The 24596-nt window shown below is 52.7% G+C and carries 22 protein-coding genes; 10 read left to right on the forward strand and 12 right to left on the reverse strand.

Features of this window, described 5'->3' with window-relative positions; translation table 11 throughout:
- Window positions 1–8: 8 nt before the first annotated feature.
- From ABLV78_RS11960 to ABLV78_RS11985, 6 genes are all read right to left on the reverse strand, one after another.
- The gene (locus ABLV78_RS11960) at window positions 9–1055 is read right to left on the reverse strand and encodes a LacI family DNA-binding transcriptional regulator (protein WP_045394180.1); all 1047 of its coding nucleotides are present in this window, start codon (window positions 1053–1055) and stop codon (window positions 9–11) included.
- Window positions 1056–1362: 307 nt separating this feature from the next.
- Window positions 1363–2049: a hypothetical protein gene (locus ABLV78_RS11965; protein WP_047048581.1), complete on the reverse strand. Its 687-nt coding sequence runs from the start codon at window positions 2047–2049 to the stop codon at window positions 1363–1365.
- Window positions 2039–2722, reverse strand: coding sequence for a hypothetical protein (locus tag ABLV78_RS11970; RefSeq protein WP_047049011.1), 684 nt, complete (start codon window positions 2720–2722; stop codon window positions 2039–2041). Before ABLV78_RS11970 ends, ABLV78_RS11965 begins: the two co-directional genes overlap by 11 nt.
- A gap of 217 nt (window positions 2723–2939) precedes the next feature.
- Window positions 2940–4637 carry an NAD-dependent malic enzyme gene (locus ABLV78_RS11975; RefSeq protein WP_015366493.1) on the reverse strand — a complete coding sequence of 566 codons (1698 nt, stop codon included), beginning with the start codon at window positions 4635–4637 and terminating at the stop codon, window positions 2940–2942.
- 185 nt (window positions 4638–4822) lie between these two features.
- A complete protein-coding gene (gene sra / locus ABLV78_RS11980) occupies window positions 4823–4963 on the reverse strand; it encodes a stationary-phase-induced ribosome-associated protein (RefSeq protein ID WP_015366494.1) in 141 nt (46 codons plus the stop codon).
- A 174-nt stretch (window positions 4964–5137) separates the two neighbouring features.
- Window positions 5138–5989 (reverse strand): Vmh family MBL fold metallo-hydrolase, encoded by an 852-nt coding sequence (locus ABLV78_RS11985; RefSeq protein ID WP_047048579.1) that lies wholly within the window; start codon window positions 5987–5989, stop codon window positions 5138–5140.
- A gap of 112 nt (window positions 5990–6101) precedes the next feature.
- On the opposite strand from ABLV78_RS11985, the gene ABLV78_RS11990 reads away from it, so the two are divergent.
- From ABLV78_RS11990 to ABLV78_RS12015, 6 genes are all read left to right on the forward strand, one after another.
- Window positions 6102–6986: a LysR family transcriptional regulator gene (locus tag ABLV78_RS11990; RefSeq protein ID WP_047048576.1), complete on the forward strand. Its 885-nt coding sequence runs from the start codon at window positions 6102–6104 to the stop codon at window positions 6984–6986.
- Between the two features lie 44 nt (window positions 6987–7030).
- Window positions 7031–7462 carry an OsmC family protein gene (locus ABLV78_RS11995; RefSeq protein ID WP_015366497.1) on the forward strand — a complete coding sequence of 144 codons (432 nt, stop codon included), beginning with the start codon at window positions 7031–7033 and terminating at the stop codon, window positions 7460–7462.
- Between the two features lie 117 nt (window positions 7463–7579).
- A complete protein-coding gene (locus ABLV78_RS12000) occupies window positions 7580–8449 on the forward strand; it encodes an oxygenase MpaB family protein (RefSeq protein WP_047048575.1) in 870 nt (289 codons plus the stop codon).
- Window positions 8450–8615: 166 nt separating this feature from the next.
- Complete coding sequence (locus tag ABLV78_RS12005; protein WP_047048572.1) at window positions 8616–9542, forward strand: cation diffusion facilitator family transporter; 927 nt, start codon at window positions 8616–8618, stop codon at window positions 9540–9542.
- Window positions 9543–9611: 69 nt separating this feature from the next.
- Entirely contained in the window at window positions 9612–10556 is a 945-nt protein-coding gene (locus ABLV78_RS12010) for a Dyp-type peroxidase (RefSeq protein WP_045394192.1), read from the forward strand.
- Window positions 10557–11014: 458 nt separating this feature from the next.
- On the forward strand, window positions 11015–11932 hold the full coding sequence (locus tag ABLV78_RS12015; protein ID WP_047048568.1) for a bestrophin family protein: 918 nt from the start codon (window positions 11015–11017) through the stop codon (window positions 11930–11932).
- A 38-nt stretch (window positions 11933–11970) separates the two neighbouring features.
- On the opposite strand, the gene ABLV78_RS12020 is transcribed toward ABLV78_RS12015, so the two are convergent.
- Genes ABLV78_RS12020 through ABLV78_RS12030 form a run of 3 tightly spaced genes read right to left on the reverse strand, consistent with a single transcriptional unit; the run spans window position 11971 to window position 14553 of the window.
- On the reverse strand, window positions 11971–12132 hold the full coding sequence (locus ABLV78_RS12020) for a DUF2474 domain-containing protein (protein ID WP_064568862.1): 162 nt from the start codon (window positions 12130–12132) through the stop codon (window positions 11971–11973).
- Window positions 12132–13142, reverse strand: a complete 1011-nt coding sequence (cydB, locus tag ABLV78_RS12025) for a cytochrome d ubiquinol oxidase subunit II (protein ID WP_015705494.1) — start codon at window positions 13140–13142, stop codon at window positions 12132–12134. The genes ABLV78_RS12020 and cydB overlap by 1 nt, the downstream gene beginning before the upstream one ends.
- 1 nt (window position 13143) lies before the next feature.
- Entirely contained in the window at window positions 13144–14553 is a 1410-nt protein-coding gene (locus tag ABLV78_RS12030; protein ID WP_015366505.1) for a cytochrome ubiquinol oxidase subunit I, read from the reverse strand.
- 453 nt (window positions 14554–15006) lie between these two features.
- On the opposite strand from ABLV78_RS12030, the gene ABLV78_RS12035 reads away from it, so the two are divergent.
- Both ABLV78_RS12035 and ABLV78_RS12040 read left to right on the forward strand, forming a co-directional pair.
- Window positions 15007–17307, forward strand: a complete 2301-nt coding sequence (locus tag ABLV78_RS12035) for an FdhF/YdeP family oxidoreductase (protein WP_047048565.1) — start codon at window positions 15007–15009, stop codon at window positions 17305–17307.
- A gap of 161 nt (window positions 17308–17468) precedes the next feature.
- On the forward strand, window positions 17469–18365 hold the full coding sequence (locus ABLV78_RS12040) for a LysR family transcriptional regulator (RefSeq protein ID WP_047048562.1): 897 nt from the start codon (window positions 17469–17471) through the stop codon (window positions 18363–18365).
- On the opposite strand, the gene ABLV78_RS12045 is transcribed toward ABLV78_RS12040, so the two are convergent.
- Window positions 18362–19264 carry a LysR family transcriptional regulator gene (locus ABLV78_RS12045; protein WP_047048560.1) on the reverse strand — a complete coding sequence of 301 codons (903 nt, stop codon included), beginning with the start codon at window positions 19262–19264 and terminating at the stop codon, window positions 18362–18364. The two genes, ABLV78_RS12040 and ABLV78_RS12045, sit on opposite strands and share 4 nt — an antisense overlap.
- 104 nt (window positions 19265–19368) lie before the next feature.
- Between ABLV78_RS12045 and ABLV78_RS12050 the strand changes: the two genes are divergently transcribed.
- Window positions 19369–20559 (forward strand): MFS transporter, encoded by a 1191-nt coding sequence (locus tag ABLV78_RS12050; protein WP_047048559.1) that lies wholly within the window; start codon window positions 19369–19371, stop codon window positions 20557–20559.
- Here ABLV78_RS12050 and ABLV78_RS12055 read toward each other — a convergent pair.
- The gene (locus ABLV78_RS12055) at window positions 20556–21962 is read right to left on the reverse strand and encodes an MFS transporter (RefSeq protein WP_047048558.1); all 1407 of its coding nucleotides are present in this window, start codon (window positions 21960–21962) and stop codon (window positions 20556–20558) included. The genes ABLV78_RS12050 and ABLV78_RS12055 overlap by 4 nt on opposite strands.
- A gap of 272 nt (window positions 21963–22234) precedes the next feature.
- Between ABLV78_RS12055 and ABLV78_RS12060 the strand changes: the two genes are divergently transcribed.
- The gene (locus tag ABLV78_RS12060) at window positions 22235–22765 is read left to right on the forward strand and encodes an anti-virulence regulator CigR family protein (protein ID WP_047048555.1); all 531 of its coding nucleotides are present in this window, start codon (window positions 22235–22237) and stop codon (window positions 22763–22765) included.
- A gap of 38 nt (window positions 22766–22803) precedes the next feature.
- On the opposite strand, the gene ABLV78_RS12065 is transcribed toward ABLV78_RS12060, so the two are convergent.
- Entirely contained in the window at window positions 22804–23925 is a 1122-nt protein-coding gene (locus ABLV78_RS12065; RefSeq protein WP_047048552.1) for a polysaccharide pyruvyl transferase family protein, read from the reverse strand.
- Window positions 23926–24596 lie beyond the last annotated feature (671 nt).

Below are 24596 nucleotides of genomic sequence, written 5' to 3' on the forward strand. Positions count from 1 at the left end.
TAAAACAACTATGGTTGCTTTATTCTTACCGACTGGCGCTGAATCACTTCCGGAGCGAAGATAAATTCGTCGGTTTGTAATCCCGGCTCAGCAATTCTCTGGACGAGCCGCTCTACCATCATCGACGCCATTGTCGAAAGCGGGGCCATTACCGAGGTAAGGCCGGGCGATGAGAGCGCTGAGAGGGCGATGTTATCGATGCCAATGACCGAAATATCTTCCGCAATTCTCAGGCCCTGCGCGCGGAGCCCAACCATCATGCCGATGGCTAACGCATCGTTAATCGCCACCACGCCATCCACTCGCGGCGTGCGGGCACTAATTTTTTGCGCCAGACTTACGCCCAGTTCGAACATCTCGGCGTCGCCGAATTCCCGATTGCCTCTGCCTTCTATCACCACGCCTCTTGCCGCTGTTCCGCTTTGGGCAAGCGCGGACTGAAAGCCGAGGATTTTATGGCTGCGCCCTAGCGTTAACCCGCTTTCGGTGGCAAAGACGATATTGCGGCAACCGTTGTCCAGCAGATGTTGCGCCGCCAGACGTCCCGCTTCAACGTTGTCCATTGAGACACTATCGAAGTAGCGCGCCCGAGGCGGGACGCTTTCGGCCAGCCGATTGTCATAGCTAATAATGGTCATGCCTTGTTCGGCTGCACGTACAAAGTGGGTTTTGCGTACGTCGCTGGCGGCGACGATCAATCCGCGTACGCCATGCAAAAACATATCCGCGATAAATGCCGACTCCTCGGCGGCATCACGGCAGCAAATGCCTAATAACAGGCGATGGCGAAAAGCGCGCGCGGCAGTATCCAGTTCATGTGCCAGCGCTGAAAAGCTCGGATTGACGATAGACGGTACCATCAGGCCGAGCATTTTGGTTGCTGAATCGGCGACCGGCGGGGCGCAACGCGGCGGGCGGTAATTTAACTCAGCCATCGTTTTGACTATCCGCTGTCGGGTCTCTTCGCGCATCTGCTGTGTGCGATTATTAAGTACGTTGGACACGCTACTAATTGACACCCCGGCCCGACGGGCGACATCACGAATATTCGCCATACCTAAACCTTCTGTTTTTGCTGCGCGCTTATTTCAGCACCGCGTTATCTGATTGCTAATTTATCGGCGACCGGGTAAGTGGGCAAGACCTTTACTCGCGGATGAGCGAGTTAATAAAGCATATGTGAACCCACTCGTAAGGATGGACGGGTGTTTAGTAAACAGAGGGTATGAAAATGAAGCGCGGCAGTGCTGTTTTTTTTCGGCGATGGTAATCCGGAGAGTATTGTGGGACGGCGGTTGGTTACTATCGCCGCAAAAATGGCAGGAGTAGTCTGGAAGCTATCCTGCCAGTCTGGTTAACGTATTAATCTCTTGTCAGGAACCAATGCGCCTGTGAAAGGGTAGATTCCGTCAGTGAATTGATTTCTTTTATTTGGCTGCAATGGGCATCCAGAATGTGAGGGTATTTATCCGGCAACCATCGTTGGTTGATAGTTAAAGTATAAAACTGAGTCTCCCGTTCAGTTTCACAGATATAAGCATTTTTTATATTGTCGGAGGTTTCCCCTTCCATAAGGTTCAGATACTCGAGAAAAACTTGAAATTTTGAATGTGTATCAATAAATTTTCCGGGAACCATTTTCTGCCAACGGATAGTCTGATAATTTAGGTCGGAGAGGCCGTAGCGGTAGGTGGTTGTTTCTTCGCCGGGAATGATTTGAGGTTTAAGAAAGAAAAATAATAGCCCTGATAAAAATAGTAACAGCGGGAGGATTATGGAAAAAAATGGGCGTTGCGGCTTATTGTTCACGAACAGTAGCCACAGAATCGGCGGGATAAAGGAAGCGATAAGAGCAAAAAAAACCTTAGCAGGGATATATAGTTCATTAATAATAACCTCTCCTGTTTTTGCCAACAAAAAATCGACTCTGTTACCCAAATACAAGTGTTTCCCATTAATAGCACTCAAAACGCTTGCCAAAACTATAACCCCAAACAGCGCGAGCCAAACTCTTAATGCAGGTTTGAGTATTATTTTTTTATTGTTCATTTTTCTGTACGCCCGCCTGATCATTTTGAGTGGCAATGCGCTGGGCACTGTAGAGTGTTTCTTTAGAGAGTCCTTCAATATCCGTAATTTGTCTACAGTTCGCGGCCATTACCTGCGGATCATCGTCCGGGTACCAGCTTTCATAGAAGCCCAGAGTTGAAAAACTTGAATATTGTTCGACTTTGCAGCGCCAGGCGCTTTTAATATTATATTTGCTAAAATCCCAACTGGAGTCTTTAGTCTCGACAAATGTTTCGTATTTAATTGTGTTATTAAGATAAATACGGGTTATTCTTTCTCGCCAGAATATAGAAGTATGATAACTATTGTGGCGACTGTACTGAATACTCAAGTCTTCGCCCGGTGTCACTTCTGGATGTAGAAAAACAAAGATGCCTGCGCAGAGAAACAAAACTGCAGGGATGATAGGGTGGTGCAGAAGATGAAAATTGATTTTTCGAACAAGCAAAAGCCATATTAGAGGGGCGATAAAAATATAAAGCAACGCAAAAAAGAATTTACTGGGTGAATATATAATAAGACCAACGAGAGTACCGGTTGCGGTTTTTTCCGGGTCGGCATCGGGTATGATGCGCCACATATCGCCACTAAAGAGAGAGAGACCCGCGAAGATAGCAGTAAGACCTATCAGGATTAATATGACGCGGATCATTGTCTGTGTGTTTTTGTTTTCTTTGAAAGTCACATTTTCCACTTTGCATTCCTTTGTTTGATGTGGGGGCGGAAAATGTTGCATGGGTAAGGAAAAGTAGCAAGTATTTTTATTTATATATTGGTGTAAGAAATATCAGAACGAAAAATATAAATAAGCGGTAGGCGAATTAGACAAAAAAACCGGGCCGATATTTGGCCCGGTTAGAGATTACGTATTAAATTGAGGTTCGGCGATAGTTGCGATATTCCGGCTGCCAGAAATTATCGCTAATGGCCTGCAGCAGCGCCTCGGCCGATGTTTTCACCGCCACGCCCTGTTCCTGAGCCACTTTACCGACAGCGAACGCAATAGCGCGCGACACGGCCTGAATATCTTTCAGTTCCGGCAGTACCGGGCCTTCGCCGTTATTCACCAGCGGCGAGTGGTTGGCTAAGGTTTCGCTTGCCGCCATCAGCATCTCGTCGGTGACGCGCGATGCCCCCGCGGCGATAACGCCAAGGCCGATGCCGGGGAAGATATAGGAGTTATTACACTGCGCGATGGCGTACTGTTTGCCCTTAACCGTCACCGGGGTGAACGGACTGCCGGTGGCCACCAGCGCTTCGCCGTCGGTCCAGGTCAGGATGTTCTGCGGCGTGGCTTCAACGCGGGAGGTCGGGTTCGACAGCGGCATGACGATCGGGCGCGGACAATGCTTGTGCATTTCACGAATAATTTCTTCCGTAAACAGCCCCGGCTGGCCGGAAACGCCGATCAGAATATTCGGCTTCACGTTACGCACCACGTCAAGCAGCGAGAGCGCTTCGTTGGTCGTATCCCAACCTTGCAGGTTTTCGCGCTTCTGCACCAGCTTGCTCTGGAACGACAGCAGATTCGGCATGCCGTCGGTCAACAGGCCAAAGCGGTCCACCATAAATACGCGCTGGCGGGCTTCCTCTTCGCTTAACCCTTCGCGCATGATTTGCGCGATGATCTGTTCAGCAATACCGCAACCGGCGGAGCCCGCGCCGAGGAAGACAATTTTTTGCTCGCTGAGCTGGCTGCCCGCGCCACGGCTGGCGGCGATCAATGTGCCGACGGTGACCGCCGCGGTGCCCTGAATATCATCGTTAAACGAGCAAATCTCGTTACGATAGCGGTTAAGCAGCGGCATGGCGTTTTTCTGCGCGAAATCTTCAAACTGCAGCAGCACGTCCGGCCAACGATTTTTGATGGCCTGGATAACGTCATCAACGAATTGATAATACTCATCGTCGGTCACGCGCGGGTGACGCCAGCCCATATACAGCGGGTCGTCGAGCAGTTGTTGGTTGTTGGTGCCGACATCCAGCACGATAGGCAGGGTGTAGGCCGGGCTGATACCGCCGCAGGTGGTATAGAGCGACAGCTTACCGATAGGGATGCCCATCCCGCCGATACCCTGGTCGCCGAGACCGAGGATACGCTCGCCGTCGGTCACCACGATCACTTTGACGTTATGGTTCGGTACGTTTTGCAGGATATCGTCGAGGTTGTGCCGATTCTGGTAGGAGATGAACACGCCGCGCGCGCGACGGTAGATTTCCGAGAAACGCTCACAGGCGGCGCCGACGGTGGGGGTATAGATAACCGGCATCATCTCATCGAGATGATTACCAATCAGGCGATAAAACAGGGTTTCGTTGGTGTCCTGGATGTTGCGCAGATAAATGTGCTTATCGATCTCGGTTTTAAATCCCTGATACTGGATCCACGCGCGTTCAGCTTGTTCTTCGATGGTTTCGACCACTTCCGGCAGCAGGCCCAGCAGGTTGAAGCTGCTACGCTCTTCCATGCTGAAGGCGCTTCCTTTGTTGAGTAACGGAAACTCAAGCAGAACCGGGCCAGCGTACGGGATATAAAGAGAGCGGTTTTTTTTATAGATGAATTGCATCGCACTAACTCCTTGATGTTCACTTCAGACCCGGGCGCGGCGATAAGCGATCGGGCTGGCAGGAAATGCAGCGGGCAGAGTATAGAGCAGATGGTAACAAAAGAAGGATGCGAAGCGTGGGATTGTCTTAAAAAAACACCATCCTGTTTAGCGGATGGTGTTTTTATCATCACTCAGCTGGAAAATTAACCACCGCGGCGTTTGCGGCCCGTAGCATGGATATGGTTAACGGTAGTTTCTTCGTCGCCTTCCAGCACCACTTTTTTCTGGCGGGAAAGCTTGTAGTTCAGACCGAGAAGATGACGTGCCTGATGGTTCGATTTCATTCTTACTCCTTAATCCTGTTCTGGTTTCAAGGACAAGCCCGACGCAAGCCGGACGAAACGTAACCCTAAGTACGCCGCGCTTTTTAACGCGACGGGATTATCGTGGTCCATTTTTTTGCGAATAGCAACCTTGCGTCGGCAGATTAAGAGCGTTCTCGATTCAGGCGCGGGCGATTACCACTTCATTTCGCCGGTGTTCACTTTCGCGCTCAGTTCCAGCGAACTTTCTTCAGCGAGACCCGGATATTGCGCCTGCATGGCTTTGATGACGCTGGCGGAATCTTTATGCGCTTTCAGCGCCTGCTCGAATTTCTCCAGATAGTCGCGGGTAAAGACGATAGCCTTGTCGCCCGCCGGCGGCGTGCCGAGGTAGTGGCCCGGGATCACCTGTTGCGGATGCAGCGCGGCCATATCGTTAAGGGTCTGGCGCCACTGCTGACGGCTCGCCGCGCTTTGGGTATCGGCGGTCCAGACGTGCATGCCCCAGGCGACGCCGGTGCCGCCAAGAATCGCTTTATTCGCCGGGATCCAGACGAATGCGCCGTAGTTCTGCGGCTGACGAATTTCCACTTTCTCGCCGTCGATGGTGAAGCTATCTGCGGCTAATACCTGTGGAACATAGACCTGCTTCGGCGCGCCGTCTTTCATCTGCGGGCCCCAGTAAGCCAGCTTCGCCGCTTTGGTCTCTTCAATATGCTTAACCACTTGAGGGGTCGCCACCACTTTGGCCTGCGGGAAGGCTTTCACCAGCGGCTCGAGGCCAAAATAGAAATCCGGATCGCCGGAGGTGATCACAATGTGCGTGAGCTTCTTACCGCTTTTGTTGATCATCTCAACCAGCTTTTCACCATCCTTAACGCTGAACTGGGCGTCAAAAAGCACCGCCTCGTGCGGGCCGGAGGCCAGCGTGGAGTTCACCGCGAAGATCGCGTTCTCCTGCGGGTTGTAGGTTTGCAGGGTCAACGGCGCGGCAAAAGTGGTGGTGCTGAACAGGGCGGTGGCGATGGCCAGGGCAGATACTTTCATGTTGGTTTTCTCTCTTTCAGGTGAATAGGTTTATTTTACGTCATTCTTGATTTGCGAAAATTCCTGAAAAAAGAGATGCTGAGTTTCATAAAACGTGCAGATGGATACGGATATGGATCGAGTTATCGCCGCCCAGGTATATATGCGGATATGCGAGCTGGGCAGTTTGAGCGCGGCGGCCAGGGCGCTTGGTATGTCGCGGCCGATGGTGAGTCGCTATCTGGAGCAGATGGAGCACTGGGCCGGAACCCGGCTCATTCATCGTTCGACGCGCAAACTGACCTTAACCAGCGCTGGCGAAAAGGTTTTGCAGAAAACGCGTAGCCTCACGCAATTGGCGGATGAGATCGCGGGGCAGACGGAACGCGCGGTGCCGAGCGGCACGCTGCGGGTCGCCTGCGCGCACTTTACCGCCATGCAGTTGCTTTCACCGCTGCTACCGGAGTTTTTGGCCCGCTACCCGCAACTGCGTCTCGAACTGGATATCAATAACCATCCGGTAAGCCTGATTGGCGAGCGTATCGATGTCGCCATCCGGATCACCGATAATCCGGAGCCGGGGGCGATAGCGCGGCGGCTTGGCATCTGCCGCTCGGTACTCTGCGCCTCGCCGAGGTGGCTACAGCAGCATGGCCAGATAAATTCTCCGGAGGAGCTTAGTCAACATAACTGTCTGCACTATAGCCATTTCGCCACCCCGACATGGCAGTTTACCGATCCGCAGGGCGAACCCGTGTCGGTGGCCGTCTCCGGCAATCTGAGCGCCGGGATCTCCTCTCTGCTGATGGAAGCGGCGGTTGCCGGATGCGGCATCGCTATGCTGCCGGAACTGGAAGCCCGGCGCGCGCTAAACAGCGGCGCGCTAAAGCAGGTGCTGCCTGGATATACGCCAAAATCCCTGGCCGTCTATGGCATCTATCTGTCACGGGATTATCAGCCCAGCGCGCTGCCGTTGTTTCTGGAGGCCATTCAGCAACAGTTGGCTCAGGTCAGCTAGAGCTGTCTATACTTACTCTTTTAACGTCAAAAAGGAGTGAAACGATGGCAATTCATAAGAAAGGTCAGGCGCATTGGGAAGGGGATCTGAAAAGCGGTAAAGGCACCGTCTCGACGGAAAGCGGCGCGTTGAACCAACAACCTTATGGTTTTAATACCCGCTTTGAAGGTGTTAAAGGGACTAACCCGGAAGAGCTTATCGGCGCGGCCCATGCCGCCTGCTTCTCAATGGCGCTGTCATTAATGCTCAGCGAGGAGGGCTATACGGCGACCTCTATCGATACCGTTGCGGTGGTCACGCTGGATAAGAGCGGCGGCGGCTTCGCCATCACCAAGATTGCGCTGCAGAGCAATATTGTCCTGCCGGGTATCGACAAAGCGGCCTTTGATCCGATTATCCAGAAAGCCAAAGCCGGCTGCCCGGTTTCGCAGGTACTGAAAGCCGACATTTCCCTCGATTATCAGCTCAACGCTTGATCCGTGGCGTGCCCGCGGGGACGCGGGCGCGTTGGCGTTTAAAGTCACCGTCGGCAAATGCCTGCCGCCGCGAATGGTGTTATGTTGGTGGCGTTACGGATAGCGACGGGCAACGCAATGACCAGCATACGCGGCATGATTGAATCACAGGTCCTGGGTTTAACCGGGATGGCGTTAAAAGAGATTGATTTTGAAAACCCGAAGGGCGAGCCGGGCTTATTTGGCCCGCATTCGGCTATCTGGCAGGTGCACGGCGACTTTACCTCAATGCTCTGCGGCGGCATTAGCGCGCTATTATTGCAGATGCTGCATCCGCTGGCGCTGGCCGGTGTGTGGGATCATTCGCGTTTTCGCGAGGATATCTTTGGCCGTCTGCGCCGCACCAGTCAATTTATCTCAGCCACCACGTTTGGCGCTACCGCAGATGCCGAAAGATTAATCGCCAAAGTGCAGGGGATCCATCAGCGCATCAGCGGCGTTGCGCCGGACGGCACACCCTATCGCGCCAGCGATCCGGCGCTCTTAACCTGGGTTCACGTGGCCGAGTGCAGCAGCTTTATGGCCTCTCATCTGCGTTATAAGCGCACCATCGTTACTGCCGCGCGTCAGGAGCAATACTACCGCGAAGCGGCGGAGGTCGCCCGGCGGCTTGGCGCCGAAGACATCCCCGAAACGCCACGTCAGGTGGCGGAGTATTTGCAGGATATGCGCCCACAGTTACGTTGTGATGAGCGAACGCAAGAAGTGGCGCAGGTGCTGCTCAACACCCGTCTGCCGGGCCGTCTAAGCCAGCCGGTAGGGCGCTGGATGATGGTCGCCGGAATCGATCTGCTCCCCGATTGGGCGCAGCAGATGCTGGCGATCCCCATCAATCCGCTGCAGCGGCGAACCGCGAGAGTGGCGGTCAATGGCGTAGCGCGGGTGCTCCGCGCCTCGGTGCGAAATGGGGCTTATCATTGCGCTATGCGTCGAATGGCAACGTCATAAAATAAAAAAATAGCCGCTCAATGTCGGCTATTTTTAAAGCGCAATCATTCGCATTTATATATTATAACTCAGGCTATTTATTTTAAATTTATTATCAACAAGCCATTAATATTGAATATCGCTGATTCATATCAGGCTATCATCCATACTTTATTCGGGAGGGATGATGGAAAATAAAAATCAACAGAATGATAATAAATATCATCAACGTTCACAGGCCGCGCGAAAAAGCACCCTGGTCAGCGTCGTGGTTAATCTGTTTTTATCGACCGGGCAAATTATCGCTGGCCTTTTTTCAGGATCGCAAGGGCTTATTGCCGATGGCATTCACTCTCTTTCCGATTTAGTTGCTGATTTTGTGGTTCTGATTGCCAATAAGAAAAGCCGTAAACCTTCCGACAGCGATCATCATTATGGCCACTGGCGCTACGAAAATGGCGCGTCGCTGATATTGGGCGCGATTTTAATGGTTGTCGGCGTCGGTATGTTGTGGTCGGCGGTGGATAAACTACTCCATCCGGAAACCATTCAATCCGTGCATATTACGGCACTTTGGGTGGCCCTGACGGCGCTGATCGCAAAAGAGACGCTGTTCCGTTACATGCTGGCGGTAGCAAAGCGCATTCAATCGTCATTATTAATTGCGAACGCCTGGCATGCGCGCTCGGATGCGGCATCGTCGGTAGTGGTGGCGGTGGGGATCGTGGGTAACCTCGCCGGTATTGCCTGGTTGGATCCCGTGGCGGCATTGTTAGTAGGGGTATTGATTACACGAATGGGTTACACTTTTGCCGGCGATGCTTTGCATGATTTAATGGATCGCTCGGTCGACGCGCAAACCCAGAATGCGATACGCGACACCATCGCCGCAACCGGCGGCGTAGTGGGTTTGCACGATCTAAAAACTCGTAAGGCGGGCGACCTGATCCTCGTCGATGTCCATATTGAAGTTCCGGGCGAGCTGTCGGTTCGTGCAGGCCATGCTATCGCGCTGGCGGTGCGGGAAAATGTGCTCGCGCGCCATGAGGTGCTACAGGTGATGATTCACATTGATCCATACGAAGCGCCCGGCGGCGAACTGGCTCACGCGTAAACAACTTTCGACTCCTGCCTGCAGGAGCCAACGCTACCTTGCCGTTAATTGGCAATAACAGAGGATGATATGAAAATTAACGAACCTCAGGCGATTACTTTACCGCTGCCGCGAACGGCGATATTCATCGTCGCGACCGTAGCGCGCAGCGCTGAGAGCCTGAGCCGCGTGCGCGACTGGTGCGATGATTTTGCCGCGGTGGTGCGTTCCGTTGGTACCCGCATGCCGGAGGCGGGGATTTCCTGCATCTGCGGATTTGGCGCTGAGATCTGGCCGCAGTTGTTTGGTCAGCCCACCCCGCAGCAGCTGCATCCTTTCCGCCGCGTGGGCAGCGGAGAGCGCGTGGCGGTCTCTACGCCGGGCGATCTGCTGCTGCATATCCGTTCCGATGATATGGGGCTTAGCTTCGAGCTGGCGACGCAGTTGATGGATAAACTGGGTGACGCGGTGACGGTTGTCGATGAAGTTCACGGCTTCCGCTATTTCGACCGTCGGGCGATGATTGGCTTCGTTGACGGCAGTGAAAACCCGCAGGGGCGCGCGGCGGCGGATTTCACCATTATCGGCGAAGAAGACCCGGATTTCGCCGGGGGTAGCTACGTGATCGTGCAGAAATATCTGCACGATATGGCGGGCTGGAATGCGCTAACCGTCGAACAGCAGGAGCGTATTATCGGGCGTAAAAAAATGACCAACATCGAACTGGATGCCGACGTCAAACCAAGCTGTTCGCACAGTTCGCTGACCACGCTTGAAGAGAACGGCGAGGAGATTAAAATCCTGCGCGACAACATGCCGTTCGGCAAACCCGGGATGGGCGAGTTTGGTACCTATTTTATCGGTTATGCGCGCAGCCCGGCGCCCATCGAACAGATGCTGGAAAACATGTTCGTCGGTCGCCCGGCCGGTAATTACGATCGACTGCTCGATTACAGCCGCCCGGTTACCGGCAGTCTGTTCTTTGTACCTTCCGCGACGTTACTTGAAGAATTATCCAGCCGTCAGGCTGAATAACCCTGCATAATATCGGCCATTACGCCGCTACAGATGGTTTATTTCTCCGGCCTGCTTTGCAGGCCGTATATTGCGTGGAAAATAAAAACAGCCCATAATTAAAACACCATTAATTCATCGCTAATTAATGGCGGTTATCAACGCGATGTCGTGTTTGTGTACAATAAAATTAACCAATGGCTTAATAGATAATATCTATACCCTAAATAATTTGAGTTGCAGGAAGGCGGCGACGCAGGGAATCCCCAGGAGCTTACTCCAGTAAGTGACTGGGGTGAGCGAGGACAAATTCGTCAGGAACGAATTTGAACGCAGTTCACTGCGCCCGTAAGGGCGAGGCCCAGGGATGGGCCGAGTTATTGCCAACGCACATGCAACTTGAAGTATGACGGGTATATACCCATCATTTTTCATTAGGGTATGTACTGAGCATCATTGGGTCTTCAGGAAGTAATACAATGATCATCCGGCCAGAACAACACTGGTTTTTTCGTCTGTTTGACTGGCACGGTTCCGTGCTGTCAAAAATTGTTTTCCGCCTGCTATTGAACGTCCTGATGTCGGTCATCGCCATCATCAGCTATCAATGGTATGAACAACTTGGCATTCATTTAACCGTTGCGCCATTTAGCCTGTTGGGGATCGCGATTGCGATTTTTCTCGGCTTTCGTAATAGCGCGAGCTACAGCCGCTTCGTTGAGGCGCGTAATTTATGGGGAACCGTGCTGATTGCCGAACGAACGCTGGTGCGGCAGCTGAAAAATATCCTTCCCGGCGAGCATGAAACGCATAAAACGTTAGTCAGTTATCTGGTGGCGTTCAGCTGGAGCCTTAAGCATCAGTTGCGTAAAACCGACCCGGCGGTCGACCTCTATCGCCTGTTGCCGAAAGAAAAAGTGGCGGAAATTCTCGCCAGCTCAATGCCGACTAACCGAATATTATTATTGATTGGTAATGAGCTAGGTAAGCTGCGCGAGCAGGGTAAGCTCAGCGATATTACCTACGGCTTGATGGATAATAAACTCGATGAGTTAGCCCATGTCCTGGGCGGCTGCGAGCGTCTGGCGAGTACGCCGGTGCCGTTTGCCTACACCTTGATTTTACAGCGCACGGTGTATCTTTTTTGTACGTTGCTGCCGTTCGCGCTGGTGGGGGATTTGCATTACATGACGCCGTTTGTTTCGGTGTTTATCTCCTACACCTTCCTGTCATGGGATTCCCTGGCGGAAGAGCTGGAAGATCCGTTTGGCACCTCGGCCAACGACCTGCCGCTGAATGCAATGTGCAATACCATTGAACGTAATTTGATGGATATGACCGGGCAACATCCGTTACCGGAAAAAATGCAGCCTGATCGTTTTTACAACCTCACATAAAAAAACGCCGGGCGGGTCAGCCCGTCCGGCATTTAGTATTAGTGAGTGCGCATTCCTGCCGCCGTCATCAATAGCTTAAAGAAGGTGGCGACCACGCCGAGCGCCAGCACGCTGGCCCCCCAGATAATCACCAGCCACATCAGTTTGTGCCAGAACGGACGATGATGCGTCGTTAACGTTTTATCAGATTGAGTCGCCATCAATGATACCCCTCATCGGGTTTGATTTTGCCGCGGAACACGTAGTAGCTCCAGCAGGTGTACATCAAAATAACCGGAATGATCAGCAGCCCGCCGACCAGCATAAAGCCCTGGCTCTGCGGCGGCGAAGCGGCCTGCCAGATAGAGATAGCCGGTGGAATAATATTTGGCCAGATGCTGATCCCAAGGCCGCTGAACCCGAGGAACACCAGCGCCAGGGTGAGTAAAAACGGCCCATAGCTGGCCTGACGATTATAGGCGCTCCGGACAATCCCCCAGCAGCAAACCAGCACCAGCAACGGCACCGGCATAAACCAGATGATATTGGGGAAGGTAAACCAGCGGTGAGCGATTTCCGGGTGAGTCAGCGGCGTCCAGATGCTGATAATAGCGACCACTGCTAACAACGCCAGCGTCAGCGGGATCGCCAGCTCGGACATTTTGCGATGCAGAGCGCCTTCAGTTTTCATTATCAGCCAGGTGCAGCCCAGTAATGCGTAGGCAATCACCAGTCCGACGCCGCAAAACAGCGGGAAGGGCGCCAGCCAGTCGAGGGTTGAGCCGCTAAATTCGCGACCCGTGACGCTGAGGCCGTTGAGCAGGGTGCCTACGGCGATCCCCTGACTAAACGTCGCCAATAGCGAACCGCCGATAAACGCCTTATCCCACAACGGACGATGTTCCGGCGTCGCCTTAAAGCGAAACTCAAACGCTACGCCGCGGAAAATCAGCCCCAGTAACATGGCGGTTAACGGGATGCTGAGCGCATCGATAATCACCGCGTAGGCCAGTGGAAACGCGCCATACAGCGCCGCGCCGCCCAGCACCATCCAGGTTTCGTTGCCGTCCCACACCGGCGCCACGCTATTCATCATCATGTCGCGGTCGGTTTCATTTTTATTAAACGGGAACAGAATGCCGATCCCGAGATCGAAACCGTCCATCACGATATACATCAGAGTGGCAAAAACGATGATCGTGAACCAGATAATTGACAGGTCGATACCCATATTATTTTCTCCCCGAAGTATTCATAGGTTCGCGTACCGCTGACAGCGGGCGGGCAGGGGTTTGGTTCTGAGTCGGGTCCTCCGGCGTGTGCGCACTTTCCGGCCCCTTTTTTATCAGGCGAATCAGATACACGTAGCCGACGCCAAACACCGAGGCGTAAACCACGATAAAGGCCAGCAGGCTGAGGGACATATGCAGATCGCCATGGGCGGAGACCGCATCCCGGGTGCGCTGAACGCCATAGACTACCCACGGCTGGCGGCCAATTTCAGTGGTAAACCAGCCTGCCAGTAGCGCGACCAGCCCGGAAGGACCCATCAACAGGGCAAAACGCAGGAACGGTTTTGACGTGTAAAGCCGGCCACGCCAACGCAGCCAGGCGCTGACCACGCCGAGCAGTACCATTAACATACCGAGCCCGGCCATCACCCTGAACGACCAGAAGATAATGGTGGAATTTGGGCGATCTTCTTTCGGGAAACTTTTTAAGGCCGGAACCTGTTTATCTAGGCTATGGGTCAGGATGATGCTGCCAAGATAGGGAACCTCAATTTTATATTTGGTGCGCTCCTCATCCATATCCGGCAGACCAAACAGCACTAATGGCGTGGCCTCACCCGGTTTATTCTCCCAGTGCCCTTCAATCGCGGCGATTTTTGCCGGTTGATGTTCGAGCGTATTCAGGCCGTGCGCATCGCCAATCATCGCCTGAATGGGGGCGACGATCAGCGCCATCCACAGCGCCATCGAGAACATCTTGCGGATTGCCGGCGTGTCATTGCCTTTCAGCAGATGCCAGGCCGCCGAAGCGCCGACGAAAAAGGCGCTGGCAAGGAAGGCGGCGGTGGACATGTGCAGCAGGCGATACGGGAATGAAGGGTTAAAAACGACCTTCAGCCAGTCTACCGGCACCACGATGCCATTCTCGATAATGTAGCCCTGGGGTGTATGCATCCAGCTATTGGACGCGAGGATCCAGAAAGTGGAAAACAGCGTGCCCAGCGCCACCATACAGGTCGCGAAGAAGTGCAGTCCGCGGCCGACGCGATGCCAGCCGAACAGCATGACGCCAAGAAAGCCGGCTTCGAGGAAGAAGGCGGTCAGGACTTCATAGGTCAATAGCGGCCCGGTAATACTACCGGCGAACTGCGAGAACCCGCTCCAGTTAGTGCCGAACTGATAGGCCATCACCAGTCCGGAAACGACGCCCATACCAAAATTAACGGCAAATATTTTTGACCAGAAATGGTAGAGCTGGCGGTAGGTATCCTCTTTTGTTTTTAACCACAGCCCTTCCAGTACCGCAAGGTAGCTGGCGAGACCAATGGTAATAGCGGGGAAAATGATGTGGAAAGATACAGTAAATGCAAACTGTATCCTGGCTAAATAAAAGGCATCTAATCCGAACATGGCTCACCCCTGTACGACATTACTTCATTGTATTTATGGAATATTTTCTGCATAGCGGATACGGCTTTACCTGCGCAAAGCCTCCTGTTGATGACAATTAAATTACGGCGTTGACGGGCATTGAAATATGTTAATGCCCTTGATAATAAAGTTTAAAAATAATTCTTTAATTATCAAATAGGTTAAATTTAACACCCGATAGATAACATCTATTATACAACACGAAATGAGATGTTATTATTTAGTTAACGATTAAAGTCGCTCATTTCATTTTAACCAGACATTTAGTTAAAGATTAAAAACAACGAGTTAACCCTGTCATTTGCTATTCATTGGAAAATGAAATGCGGTATTTCCCGCTTAATTAATGTGGTTATTTAACATCACCGCAAAAAAACGTGACCAATGTTGTTAATAACATCCGCTAGCTGAAGAGAGTATTCAGGAGTTCATATGAATAAGAAAAAACGCGTTGTCCCCGGTGTTCATCCCTATGATGGCCCAGCGGGTGGATGGGGGGCGTTAAAAGCGACCGCCATCGCCGTGCGTACGCAAATGGACGCGCTTGACGCCCCGGTCACGCTGCTGCGTACCAACCAGCCTGACGGTTTTGACTGCCCCGGCTGCGCATGGCCGGATAAAGAACATAAATCAACCTTCCAGTTTTGTGAGAACGGCGCGAAGGCGGTCACCTGGGAAGCCACCAGCAAACGCGTGACGCCGGAGTTCCTCGCTGCCAATACCGTGACCTCGCTGCTGGCGAAAAGCGACTTTGAACTGGAAGGGTACGGACGTATTACCCATCCCTTGTCTTACGATCGCGAAAGCGACACGCTGCGCCCGGTCTCCTGGGAAAGCGCGTTTTCCCGCATTGGCGAAGTATTACAGGGCATGCAGCCCGATGAAGTTGAGTTCTATACCTCCGGGCGCGCCTCTAACGAAGCGGCATATCTGTTCCAGCTTTACGCCCGCGAGTTCGGCACCAATAACTTCCCGGACTGCTCTAATATGTGCCACGAGGCGACCAGCGTCGGTCTGCCGCAATCGATCGGCATCGGCAAAGGCACGGTGTCTTTGGATGACTTTGATAAAACCGAACTGGTTATTTCCATCGGTCACAACCCCGGAACCAACCATCCGCGCATGATGGGGACGTTGCATGAACTGTCCCGCCGCGGTGTGCCGATTATCGTCTTTAACCCGCTGCGTGAAAGGGCGCTAGAGCGTTTTGCCGACCCGCAGAACGTTATTGAAATGGCGACCTACAGCTCAACTAATATCGCCTCAACCTATTTTCAGGTGAGAGCGGGCGGCGATGCCGCGGCGCTGAAAGGGATCGCTAAGGCATTACTGGAGATCGAAGCGGACCAGGGCCAGGTGCTGGACCAGGCGTTTATTAACGAGCACACCCTCGGCTTCGATGCTTTTGCCGAAGATTTACGTCAGACTAGTTGGCCGGAAATTGAGCGTGAGTCCGGATTAACCCGCGACGATCTGCAGCGCGTTGCCGTTGCCTACGCCAAATCCAACGCCACTATCGTGACCTATGGCATGGGGATCACCCAGCATAACAAAGGCACCTCTAACGTCCGGTTGATTGCCGACCTTCTGCTGATGCGCGGTAATATCGGCAAACCGGGGGCCGGGATCTGCCCGCTGCGCGGTCACTCTAACGTGCAGGGCAACCGTACCGTCGGCATTACCGAAAAACCGAGTGCGGAGTTTCTGAATAATCTTGAAAGCGTGTTTGGCTTTGCCGCTCCACGTGGACATGGTCACGATGCGGTGAAAGCGCTGCAGGCAATGGTTGCCGGCGAAGCGAAAGCGCTTATCTGTCTTGGCGGTAATTTCGCGGTGGCGATGCCGGATCATGAGCAGGCGTTCCCGGCAATGCGCGGGCTCGATCTTAGCGTGCACATTGGCACCAAACTGAACCGTTCGCATCTGCTGGTGGCGAAAGAGACCTTTATTCTGCCTTGTCTGGGCCGCACCGAACTTGATATGCAGGAGAGCGGACGTCAGTCGATTACCGTGGAAGACTCGATGTCGATGGTCCACGCTTCATCCGGCAAACTGAAACCGGCCTCTGACCGACTGCGCTCGGAACCGGCTATCGTCGCCGGGATGGCGACGGCGACGCTGCCGAACAGTAAGATCGACTGGTTATCGTTGGTGGCGGATTACGACCGCATCCGCGATCTCATCGAGCACACTATCCCCGGATTCGAGGATTATAACGAACGTATTCGTCATCCGGGCGGTTTCCGAATGCCGCTGCCGCCAACCGAGCGGATCTGGCCGACGCCGACCGGCAAAGCGATGTTCTCGGTGTTCAAAGGCGTCCATGAGAACACCCGCGTTGATGGCGACGACGTGATGCGCCTGGTTACGCTGCGCAGTCACGATCAGTACAACACCACGATTTACGCGATGGACGATCGCTATCGCGGGGTGTTTGGCCGCCGCGATGTGCTGTTTATGAATGAGCAGGATATGGCCGAGCAGGGGCTGGAGCATGGCGACCGCGTCGACATTTTCACCGCGCTCCCGAATAGCGACCTGCGCCTTGAGGATATCACCGTGGTTGCTTATAGCATCGCGCCGGGCACCGTGGGCGCTTATTATCCGGAAGCCAACGTGTTGGTGCCGCTGGATTACATCGATGAAGAGAGCGGAACGCCGTCGTACAAGTCAGTTCCTATCCGCCTGACGCTGCGTTCGAAAGAGGTGCGCGCCGTCCCCGGTCTGCGTTAATTTGCTGAATGTTGCCAGTGGCCTAAGACCGGGCCACTGGCAAATGGCATCTTGAAATAAGCCCCAACCGCAAGTAACATTTAAATAACATATCTTATCGCAGCTGTGTTCTGCATCGCGTCCACCACTGACCAGCGGACGTCACTATTCTGGAAGTTAAGATGGACATTAAACAGCTGAAATATCTGATCGCGCTCGATCAGACGCGCCATTTCGGTCAGGCCGCGGCGGCCTGCCATATCACCCAACCGACGCTTTCGATGCGTATTCGCAACCTGGAAGACGAACTTAATCTTACGCTGATTCAGCGCGGCCAACGCTTCGAAGGTTTTACCCCGGAGGGGGAGCGCATTCTGGCCTGGGCGCGGGCGCTGCTGGCGGCGCACGACGGCCTGGCGGCAGAAGCGGCGATTTGTCGCGGCCAGATGGTGGGCCAGTTACGCGTAGGCATGGTGCCGTTAGCCAGCCTGAACCCTATGCAGCTTATCAAACCGCTGGCGGAAAAATACCCTGAACTGCAGTTCAGTCTGCTGTCGATGACCTCTGAGCAAATTATCGACGGCGTCAGCCGTAATCAGCTCGATCTTGGCATCTGCTATCTGCACCACGTCGATAGCGAATTATTTAACGTCACCTGGCTGCCGAAAACGCGAATGGGCCTGCTGCACGACAGTCGCCATTTCCGGTTTGACGCCGGTATCCCCGAGTGGGAGACATTAGCGGGACTGCCGCTGGGTTTCCTTACCAAGGGGATGTATTATCGTGAATCGATTGAAATGAGCTTCAAAGCCAAAGGGTTAACGCCGAAATATGTTTTTGAAAGCGATTCGACATTTCAGATAATCCAGGCGGTCCAGGCCGGGATCTGTTGTGCCATCATGCCGCTCAATAACGGCCTGGAGGCGTTGAGCGACAACCTGGCGATTATTCCCATCGCGGAAACCGAGGTTGACTCCACGCTTGCGCTCATCATGCGTAACCAGGAGCCAGTATCGTCGCTGGCGGAGAAGTGCTTCGCCGATGCGCAGGCGATTTTCGGCGAAACGTCAGAAACTTAATCGGCGGCAAAATGCTGTTGCATGAAATCGAGCCAGACGCGAGAACGAGCGGGTAAAAAGTGGCGTTCGCGATACAGCGCCATGAGATGTAGCGGTGCCGCCGGTAGTTCCAGTTCAATCACCTTTAACTGACCTGAGGCGATAAACGGGCGGCAAGCCTGTTCAGCAAGGATGGCGAAACCCACGCCGGCGACGGCGGCATGAAGAGCGATCTCTCCGCTATTCACCCGAAAATGGGCCTGTACGTTCACTTTTTTAAACGCGTTCTGTGCGGTGATGAATTGCCAGGCTTGCCCCTTCAGCGCGCTGACGGTGGTGATGCAGGGAAGCGAGGCAAGCTGCTCGCAACGTACTGGCTGTCCGCATTTTTCCAGCAGCGAAGGCGCTGCGACAACACAACAGGGAAACGTCGCCAACGGCCTGGCGATATAGCTGGCATCCTCCATTTTTCCACGGACGATGGCGACGGCAATATCAATATCATCTTTGAGCGCATCGGCACCGGCAAGGCTGACCACGCAGCTTACTTCGATTTTAGGATAACGCGTGGCGAACTGCGCCAGCAGGGGGCCAAAAAGCGTCGGTCCAATTTCGTTAGGCAGACATAAGCGCAACAGCCCCTCAGGATCGGCCTGCTGTTGAGTCAAGGCCGCTTCGGTTGCCGCGAGCTCATCGAGCAGGGGACGCATGCTGTTAAAAAAAGCCTGTCCGGCATCGGTGAGATGCATGTGTCTGGTGCTGCGCTGGATAAGCCGCAATTGCAGTTTTTCTTCCAGTTGAGAAATCTGGCGACTGACATTTGACGAAGGCATACGTAACGCCCGCGCCGCCCCGCTGAAGCTGCCGTTTTCCACGACATTCACAAACACCCGTAGTGCATTCAAATCCAGTTTACTCACCGCCGATTATCCCATTTTTGATAATTAACCCGCCCATTTTTACCGACTTATGCGCTTTTTTACTAGCCGATAAACTGATGCTCCCCCTGATGAGAGGACGTGTAATGACCATAAATCTACGACGAATGGGTGCGATTATCGCTTTTATCCAATTTACCAACGCGCTGGAATATATGATTTTCAATCCGCTATTTGTCTACATGGCGCCAACTTTCCAGGTACCGGCGAGCTGGGCAGGTTATGTCAGCGGCATATACACGTTCGCATCGGTCATTTCCGGCATTGGCGCGTGGCGCTGGGTGGGGAGGCTTAATCCGCGAACGTTTCTGCTGGTTAATATGGCGTTACTGGGAGCGTTAACGCTGATGGTGCTGGCCACCCAGCATTTCATATTACTGTTGGTGCTGCGCTTTTTTGCCGGGATCCTTGGCGGAATGACGATGGGGGTGGCCAGCAGTTTATTGATTAACGCGGCGGACCAGCAACAACGCGCGCGCTTGTTGGCAACGGTCATTTCGGCCTTTTCGCTGGTCAGTATTATCGGCATGCCCGCCATGTTGTTTCTCTGCGCACGTTTCGGCTGGCAGACGGCGCCGGCATTGATTGGCGTTCTCTGCCTGCTGGCGCTTATCATGATCTATGTTGGCCTGCCGAAGACTTGCGGCGGCGCTGGCTCTGGTACAAAGATACGCATCACGCCAACGATGCTGTTATTCGCCAGCGGCAATGCGTTAACCCAGTTTAGCCCGATGCTATTACTGCCGATCCTGGTGCCTTTGCTGATGGGCAATATGCGGGCAAGCAGCGAAGCGCTACCGTGGTTGTTCTTTCTCGGCGGTATAGCGGGATTCGCGGCGACAAAGTTGAGCGGCAGTCTGTGTCAACGCTTTGGCGGCTATCGGCTAAGCCTGGCGGCAACCGTAGTTTTTATCATCAGTTTGCTGATGGTGCTTTGGCTGGACGGCGCGAGCTGGTTGTTCATGATTGCCTTCCTGGGAGCATCTTATAGCCGGCTGGTTGCCTCCTCGGCGGTGGCGATTCGGTTCCCGGACGATACCTGGCGAGCGGGATTTACCACTCTGCAAGGAGGTTTCATGTCCTTCAGTACGGCGATTGCTTTTATGCTCTGTTCAGTGTGGCTGGCCGACGGCGAGATGAGTCAGCAGGCGTCTACGGGGTTGATTGCATTTAGCGGAGCTAGCGCCTTGCTGCTGCCATTTTTACTGCGCTATCAAGAAAAAATACTCGTACGCAACGCCGCCGAACGGGTAACCGGCGGCGTTGGTGAGCTTTAAATATTTTCCAGGCGAATTCCCCGGGTTCTTGGCCCAAATATGCCGACCGACAGCATGACCATCAGCATACTGGCGACGATAAAACTAATCACCCCTGGCGTTCCGGCATATTGCAGGATCACACCAATCATAATACTGGTGACCGCGGTAGACAGACGGCTAAAGGAGTAACAAAAACCTACCGCCCGGGCGCGAATGTGGGTCGGGAAAACTTCGGCCTGGTAGGCGTGATAGCTGATGGTGAGCCAGGCATTAGACCAGGTGATCATAAAGCCGCAGATAACCAGCAGTATCGGGTTATTTTGTAAAGCGAACAGTGTGCCGAAGATGACCGTCATCAGCGCTGACAGGACAATTTGCCATTTGTTTTCAAAACGATGGACAAAACGAGTGCAGAACAGGCAGCCAAGCGGGTAGGCCAGGGTGATGAAGAAGGCGTACAGCAGGCTATGGGTAATACTGGCGCCCTGGCCGGAAAGCAGCGCGGGCAGCCAGTTACCGAAACCAAAGAAGCCGATGGCCTGGAAGAAGTTCATCACCATTAACATGAGGGTGCGTTGCCGGTACTGAGGTGCCCAAATTTCTTTAAAATTACCGCGTTGCGGCGCCGATACCGGCGGGCTGGCATGGCGCCGGGAAGGCGATAAACCGCAGCGCTGCTCCATTTCACCCATGACCCGGTGCGCGTCATCGTGGCGGCCTTTGCTTTCCAGCCAGCGGGCGGATTCCGGCAGCTTTTTGCGGATGACCCAAATGACCAATGAGCACAGTGCGCCAAGAATAATCACCCAGCGCCAGCCGCTCAGGCCGAGGATGGTCATTGGCACCAGTAGCCAGGACATCAGCGCCACTGTCGGTACCGAGAGAAACTGAATGAAGAAAGCATACGCGAAGGCTTTATTGCGTAAATGCGTCGGCATCCACTCGCTGAGATAAGTATCAATAGTCACCAGTTCAATTCCCAGGCCGATCCCGACCAGGAAACGAAAGAAAATGACCCCTTCAGCGCTATTTTGCAGCGCCATAATCAGCGAAAAGATGCCATACCACGCCAGCGCGAACATAAAGGTCAGACGGCGTCCGAGCCTGTCCGCCAGCGGCGCGAGCAGGCTGGCACCGATAAACAAGCCCATAAAGGTCGAAGAGGCGAAGGCCGCCTGATCCGCGATACCGAATACCCCGTCTTTCCCGGTATGGAAAATATTCTCGGCGAGCAGGCCGGTACTGATATAACCGGTCTGGAACAGGTCGTAGAGTTCGAAAAAGCCGCCTAATGCCAGCAGTGTGATAAATGACCACAGACCGGGCGAGGAGGGCAGAGCGTCGATACGCGCGGTTAAGCTGTCGGGATGTTGTCCTGGCGGGCTAAAGGAGGCGTCGCCGAGAACCTGGGTGGTAGACATATTATTATTTTCCTCAGGAGAAATGTTTGCCTGCTAATGTTAATTGGTTGTTAATGGTTTTAAATTTTTAATTGTTAGCGGCATCACGATTTAACAGTCAGAAATCATGCTTAATGCGTTTATAGATGGCAAATATGCTGGTTTTTTGCCTGGCGTGGCGGCGGAATTGAAGTAAACGACCGGTGATGGAAATCAGAATAAGTGAAATGGTATCGTTGGCGAATATCACCTACATTTGCAGCGTGTACTCTGTGCATTTAAAGGAAAAGATCATGTTAAAGCGTCAGGTAGTAAAAGCAGCGTTGGCTATAGTGCTGTCGCTAACAATGGCCGCGGCACCGGCGCTTGCTAATCCCGGAAACGGTAATGGTAACGGTAATGGCAACGGTGGTCATGGTAATAGCGGCAACCATGGCAATAGTGGTAATAACGGCAACCATGGAGACAAAGGCAACAATGGCCATAGCGTCAGCCAAAGCGATAACGGCGCTGGCAAGGGACAGCGTAAGAACTACGGCAAACCGGATCACGTCAACAGTGATATCAGCTATACCACCGCTCGCGCGCTAGCGGTGAACTATGGCTTAACCGGCTATCAGGCGCTGCCTCCGGGGATTGCGAAAAATCTCGCGCGTGGAAAACCATTACCTCCGGGTATTGCCAAAAAAGCGGTGCCTGCCTCGATGCTCAACCAATTACCTTATTATCCCGGCTATGAGTGGCGGGTCGTCGGTGACGATCTGGTTCTGATTGCGCTCAGTACCGCTGTGGTCACCGCGATTATTAATAGCGTATTTGATTAAACTGAAGCCCCCGGCGTTGCCGGGGGACTGGAGTGTCGTTATTCCTGATACAGCGCCAAAGCCTTGTTTAACTTGGCGGAGGCGATATTACTGAGTTGCGCATGAAAATCGTCATTGATTGTTGAGTGTAAATTACCGGCAAGGGTGTCTGCCGATTGCACATTCCAGCCGGTACCCAGCAGGCTCAACGATTCGTGCTTGTTCTTATAATATTCACTATCAATATTAAGTGCGGTGCCTTTAATTCCAAGGCAAGCGCCTACCAGATGGTGATGAAAACGGGTACTAATAATCTCCCCATCAGCCTGAACCGGGATACCTCCATGCCAGACATGCGAGAAAGGATAAAACTGAATATCAGGGATGGCCTTCTGCAGTTCGACAAATGCCGTGTTGTCGGCGCCTGGAATAGCTTCTATATAACCTATTTTCTTGCCGCATTGATGCTGTTGCTGAAGGTAATCGGCAACCAGGGAAACAAGCTTTTGAAATATATCGTCTTCAGAAAGTTCATTCTGAATACAGCATAAAATATCCGGCAGATCGGGGCTATTGTTTTTGGATACCACATCCAGGTCATAACCCAGGAACACATCGTCCTGAGTATTTTCAACCGCAAATCGACTGGCCGTTGCGGGATCGCGAACGGAAAAATAATCAAATGAGGTTATCGCATCGTTAAAAATTTCAGCGGCAAGGAACTCTTCGTGCGGGTAAATGCTGATGCCGGTGGCAATCGTTTTAGCTTGCGAGACCTGTTTTAGCGCCTGGCAAGCGAACAGGATGGCATAGTTTTCTTTCCAGTTGGCATTGATATAGCCGCCCCCGAGAATATGTACAATATCAGCAGAGCGTAAAATATCGATATTCAGGTCAATATCAGGAGAACCATAATCCTTAATAAGACTGGCAGTTTTATTATTTATATCATTTAGAATATCTACGGAACGCCAGCAGATTTTCCACAAGGTATTAATGGCTTTGAAGTTGGGATGATACTTCATAAACAACGATTGCACGTTACCTGGTTCAGGGGTATCTAACCAGACTTCATACTTTGGATAATTTTTATAAAGGAAAGATAGCCAGGTGGCGGTGATTAATTCATCGCCATAATTTGGTCTTCCGGAACATGAAACCAAATAAACTCTTTTGCTCATACCGTTTCCTTTACGTGGTTGTGTAAATTTGCTTAAATTATGATGGTATTTTGTACAGATAAATAAATAATGCGAATATTTAAGATGTTAATATAAATAACGTTTATCGTATAGGTATGTTGTCTGATTTGGTGATGGGGGTGGCACAATGTTCACGATAAGAGCTGTATGATGGCGGTCTGAAGCATTGGCAGCCGACACGATTGTGCGCTGTGACTCCTCTGACGAGAGAGGTTAAACGAGAGCAAATCTAAACCAAACCTCACTGACGGGCTTACGGAGCTTTACTCCCGGCAAGTCACGTCTATACTAAGCACAACTTCACACAGGAGAGATATGTTGGACAGTCACCCTTATTTAAACATCAAGGCAAACTGACGCTATCTATTCTGCGCTGTTTGCCAACCGGCAGGCAGCAATCCTTTCCCAAACCCGATTGCCTCCTGAGAACTGGAATTCGCTTTTTTGCGAGGTAATTCATCATGCTATTGTTTTTTTACGCACTGTTCCCTCCGCCTTTGCCGCGGTAATACACGCTCATATTAGCCATTAAGGCTCTCTCACTGCGGTTTGGCAAACCTCGCAGGGATATTTAATACGCGCAATTATGAGTGTGAAAAAATAACATCTAACTATGCATAATTTATTTATGCAGGGACTACCACATCTAA

Source organism: Klebsiella sp. CN_Kp075, assembly GCF_040065055.2.
GTDB classification, from domain to species: domain Bacteria; phylum Pseudomonadota; class Gammaproteobacteria; order Enterobacterales; family Enterobacteriaceae; genus Klebsiella; species Klebsiella aerogenes.

Excerpts from the sequence above, each read along its gene's own strand:
- ABLV78_RS11960 (WP_045394180.1), bottom strand. The coding sequence starts at position 1,055 with ATGGCGAATATTCGTGATGTCGCCCGTCGGGCCGGGGTGTCAATTAGT.
- ABLV78_RS11965 (WP_047048581.1), bottom strand. The coding sequence starts at position 2,049 with ATGAACAATAAAAAAATAATACTCAAACCTGCATTAAGAGTTTGGCTC.
- ABLV78_RS11970 (WP_047049011.1), bottom strand. The coding sequence starts at position 2,722 with ATGATCCGCGTCATATTAATCCTGATAGGTCTTACTGCTATCTTCGCG.
- ABLV78_RS11975 (WP_015366493.1), bottom strand. The coding sequence starts at position 4,637 with ATGCAATTCATCTATAAAAAAAACCGCTCTCTTTATATCCCGTACGCT.
- sra (WP_015366494.1), bottom strand. The coding sequence starts at position 4,963 with ATGAAATCGAACCATCAGGCACGTCATCTTCTCGGTCTGAACTACAAG.
- ABLV78_RS11985 (WP_047048579.1), bottom strand. The coding sequence starts at position 5,989 with ATGAAAGTATCTGCCCTGGCCATCGCCACCGCCCTGTTCAGCACCACC.
- ABLV78_RS11990 (WP_047048576.1), top strand. The coding sequence starts at position 6,102 with ATGGATCGAGTTATCGCCGCCCAGGTATATATGCGGATATGCGAGCTG.
- ABLV78_RS11995 (WP_015366497.1), top strand. The coding sequence starts at position 7,031 with ATGGCAATTCATAAGAAAGGTCAGGCGCATTGGGAAGGGGATCTGAAA.
- ABLV78_RS12000 (WP_047048575.1), top strand. The coding sequence starts at position 7,580 with ATGACCAGCATACGCGGCATGATTGAATCACAGGTCCTGGGTTTAACC.
- ABLV78_RS12005 (WP_047048572.1), top strand. The coding sequence starts at position 8,616 with ATGGAAAATAAAAATCAACAGAATGATAATAAATATCATCAACGTTCA.
- ABLV78_RS12010 (WP_045394192.1), top strand. The coding sequence starts at position 9,612 with ATGAAAATTAACGAACCTCAGGCGATTACTTTACCGCTGCCGCGAACG.
- ABLV78_RS12015 (WP_047048568.1), top strand. The coding sequence starts at position 11,015 with ATGATCATCCGGCCAGAACAACACTGGTTTTTTCGTCTGTTTGACTGG.
- ABLV78_RS12020 (WP_064568862.1), bottom strand. The coding sequence starts at position 12,132 with ATGGCGACTCAATCTGATAAAACGTTAACGACGCATCATCGTCCGTTC.
- cydB (WP_015705494.1), bottom strand. The coding sequence starts at position 13,142 with ATGGGTATCGACCTGTCAATTATCTGGTTCACGATCATCGTTTTTGCC.
- ABLV78_RS12030 (WP_015366505.1), bottom strand. The coding sequence starts at position 14,553 with ATGTTCGGATTAGATGCCTTTTATTTAGCCAGGATACAGTTTGCATTT.
- ABLV78_RS12035 (WP_047048565.1), top strand. The coding sequence starts at position 15,007 with ATGAATAAGAAAAAACGCGTTGTCCCCGGTGTTCATCCCTATGATGGC.
- ABLV78_RS12040 (WP_047048562.1), top strand. The coding sequence starts at position 17,469 with ATGGACATTAAACAGCTGAAATATCTGATCGCGCTCGATCAGACGCGC.
- ABLV78_RS12050 (WP_047048559.1), top strand. The coding sequence starts at position 19,369 with ATGACCATAAATCTACGACGAATGGGTGCGATTATCGCTTTTATCCAA.
- ABLV78_RS12055 (WP_047048558.1), bottom strand. The coding sequence starts at position 21,962 with ATGTCTACCACCCAGGTTCTCGGCGACGCCTCCTTTAGCCCGCCAGGA.
- ABLV78_RS12060 (WP_047048555.1), top strand. The coding sequence starts at position 22,235 with ATGTTAAAGCGTCAGGTAGTAAAAGCAGCGTTGGCTATAGTGCTGTCG.
- ABLV78_RS12065 (WP_047048552.1), bottom strand. The coding sequence starts at position 23,925 with ATGAGCAAAAGAGTTTATTTGGTTTCATGTTCCGGAAGACCAAATTAT.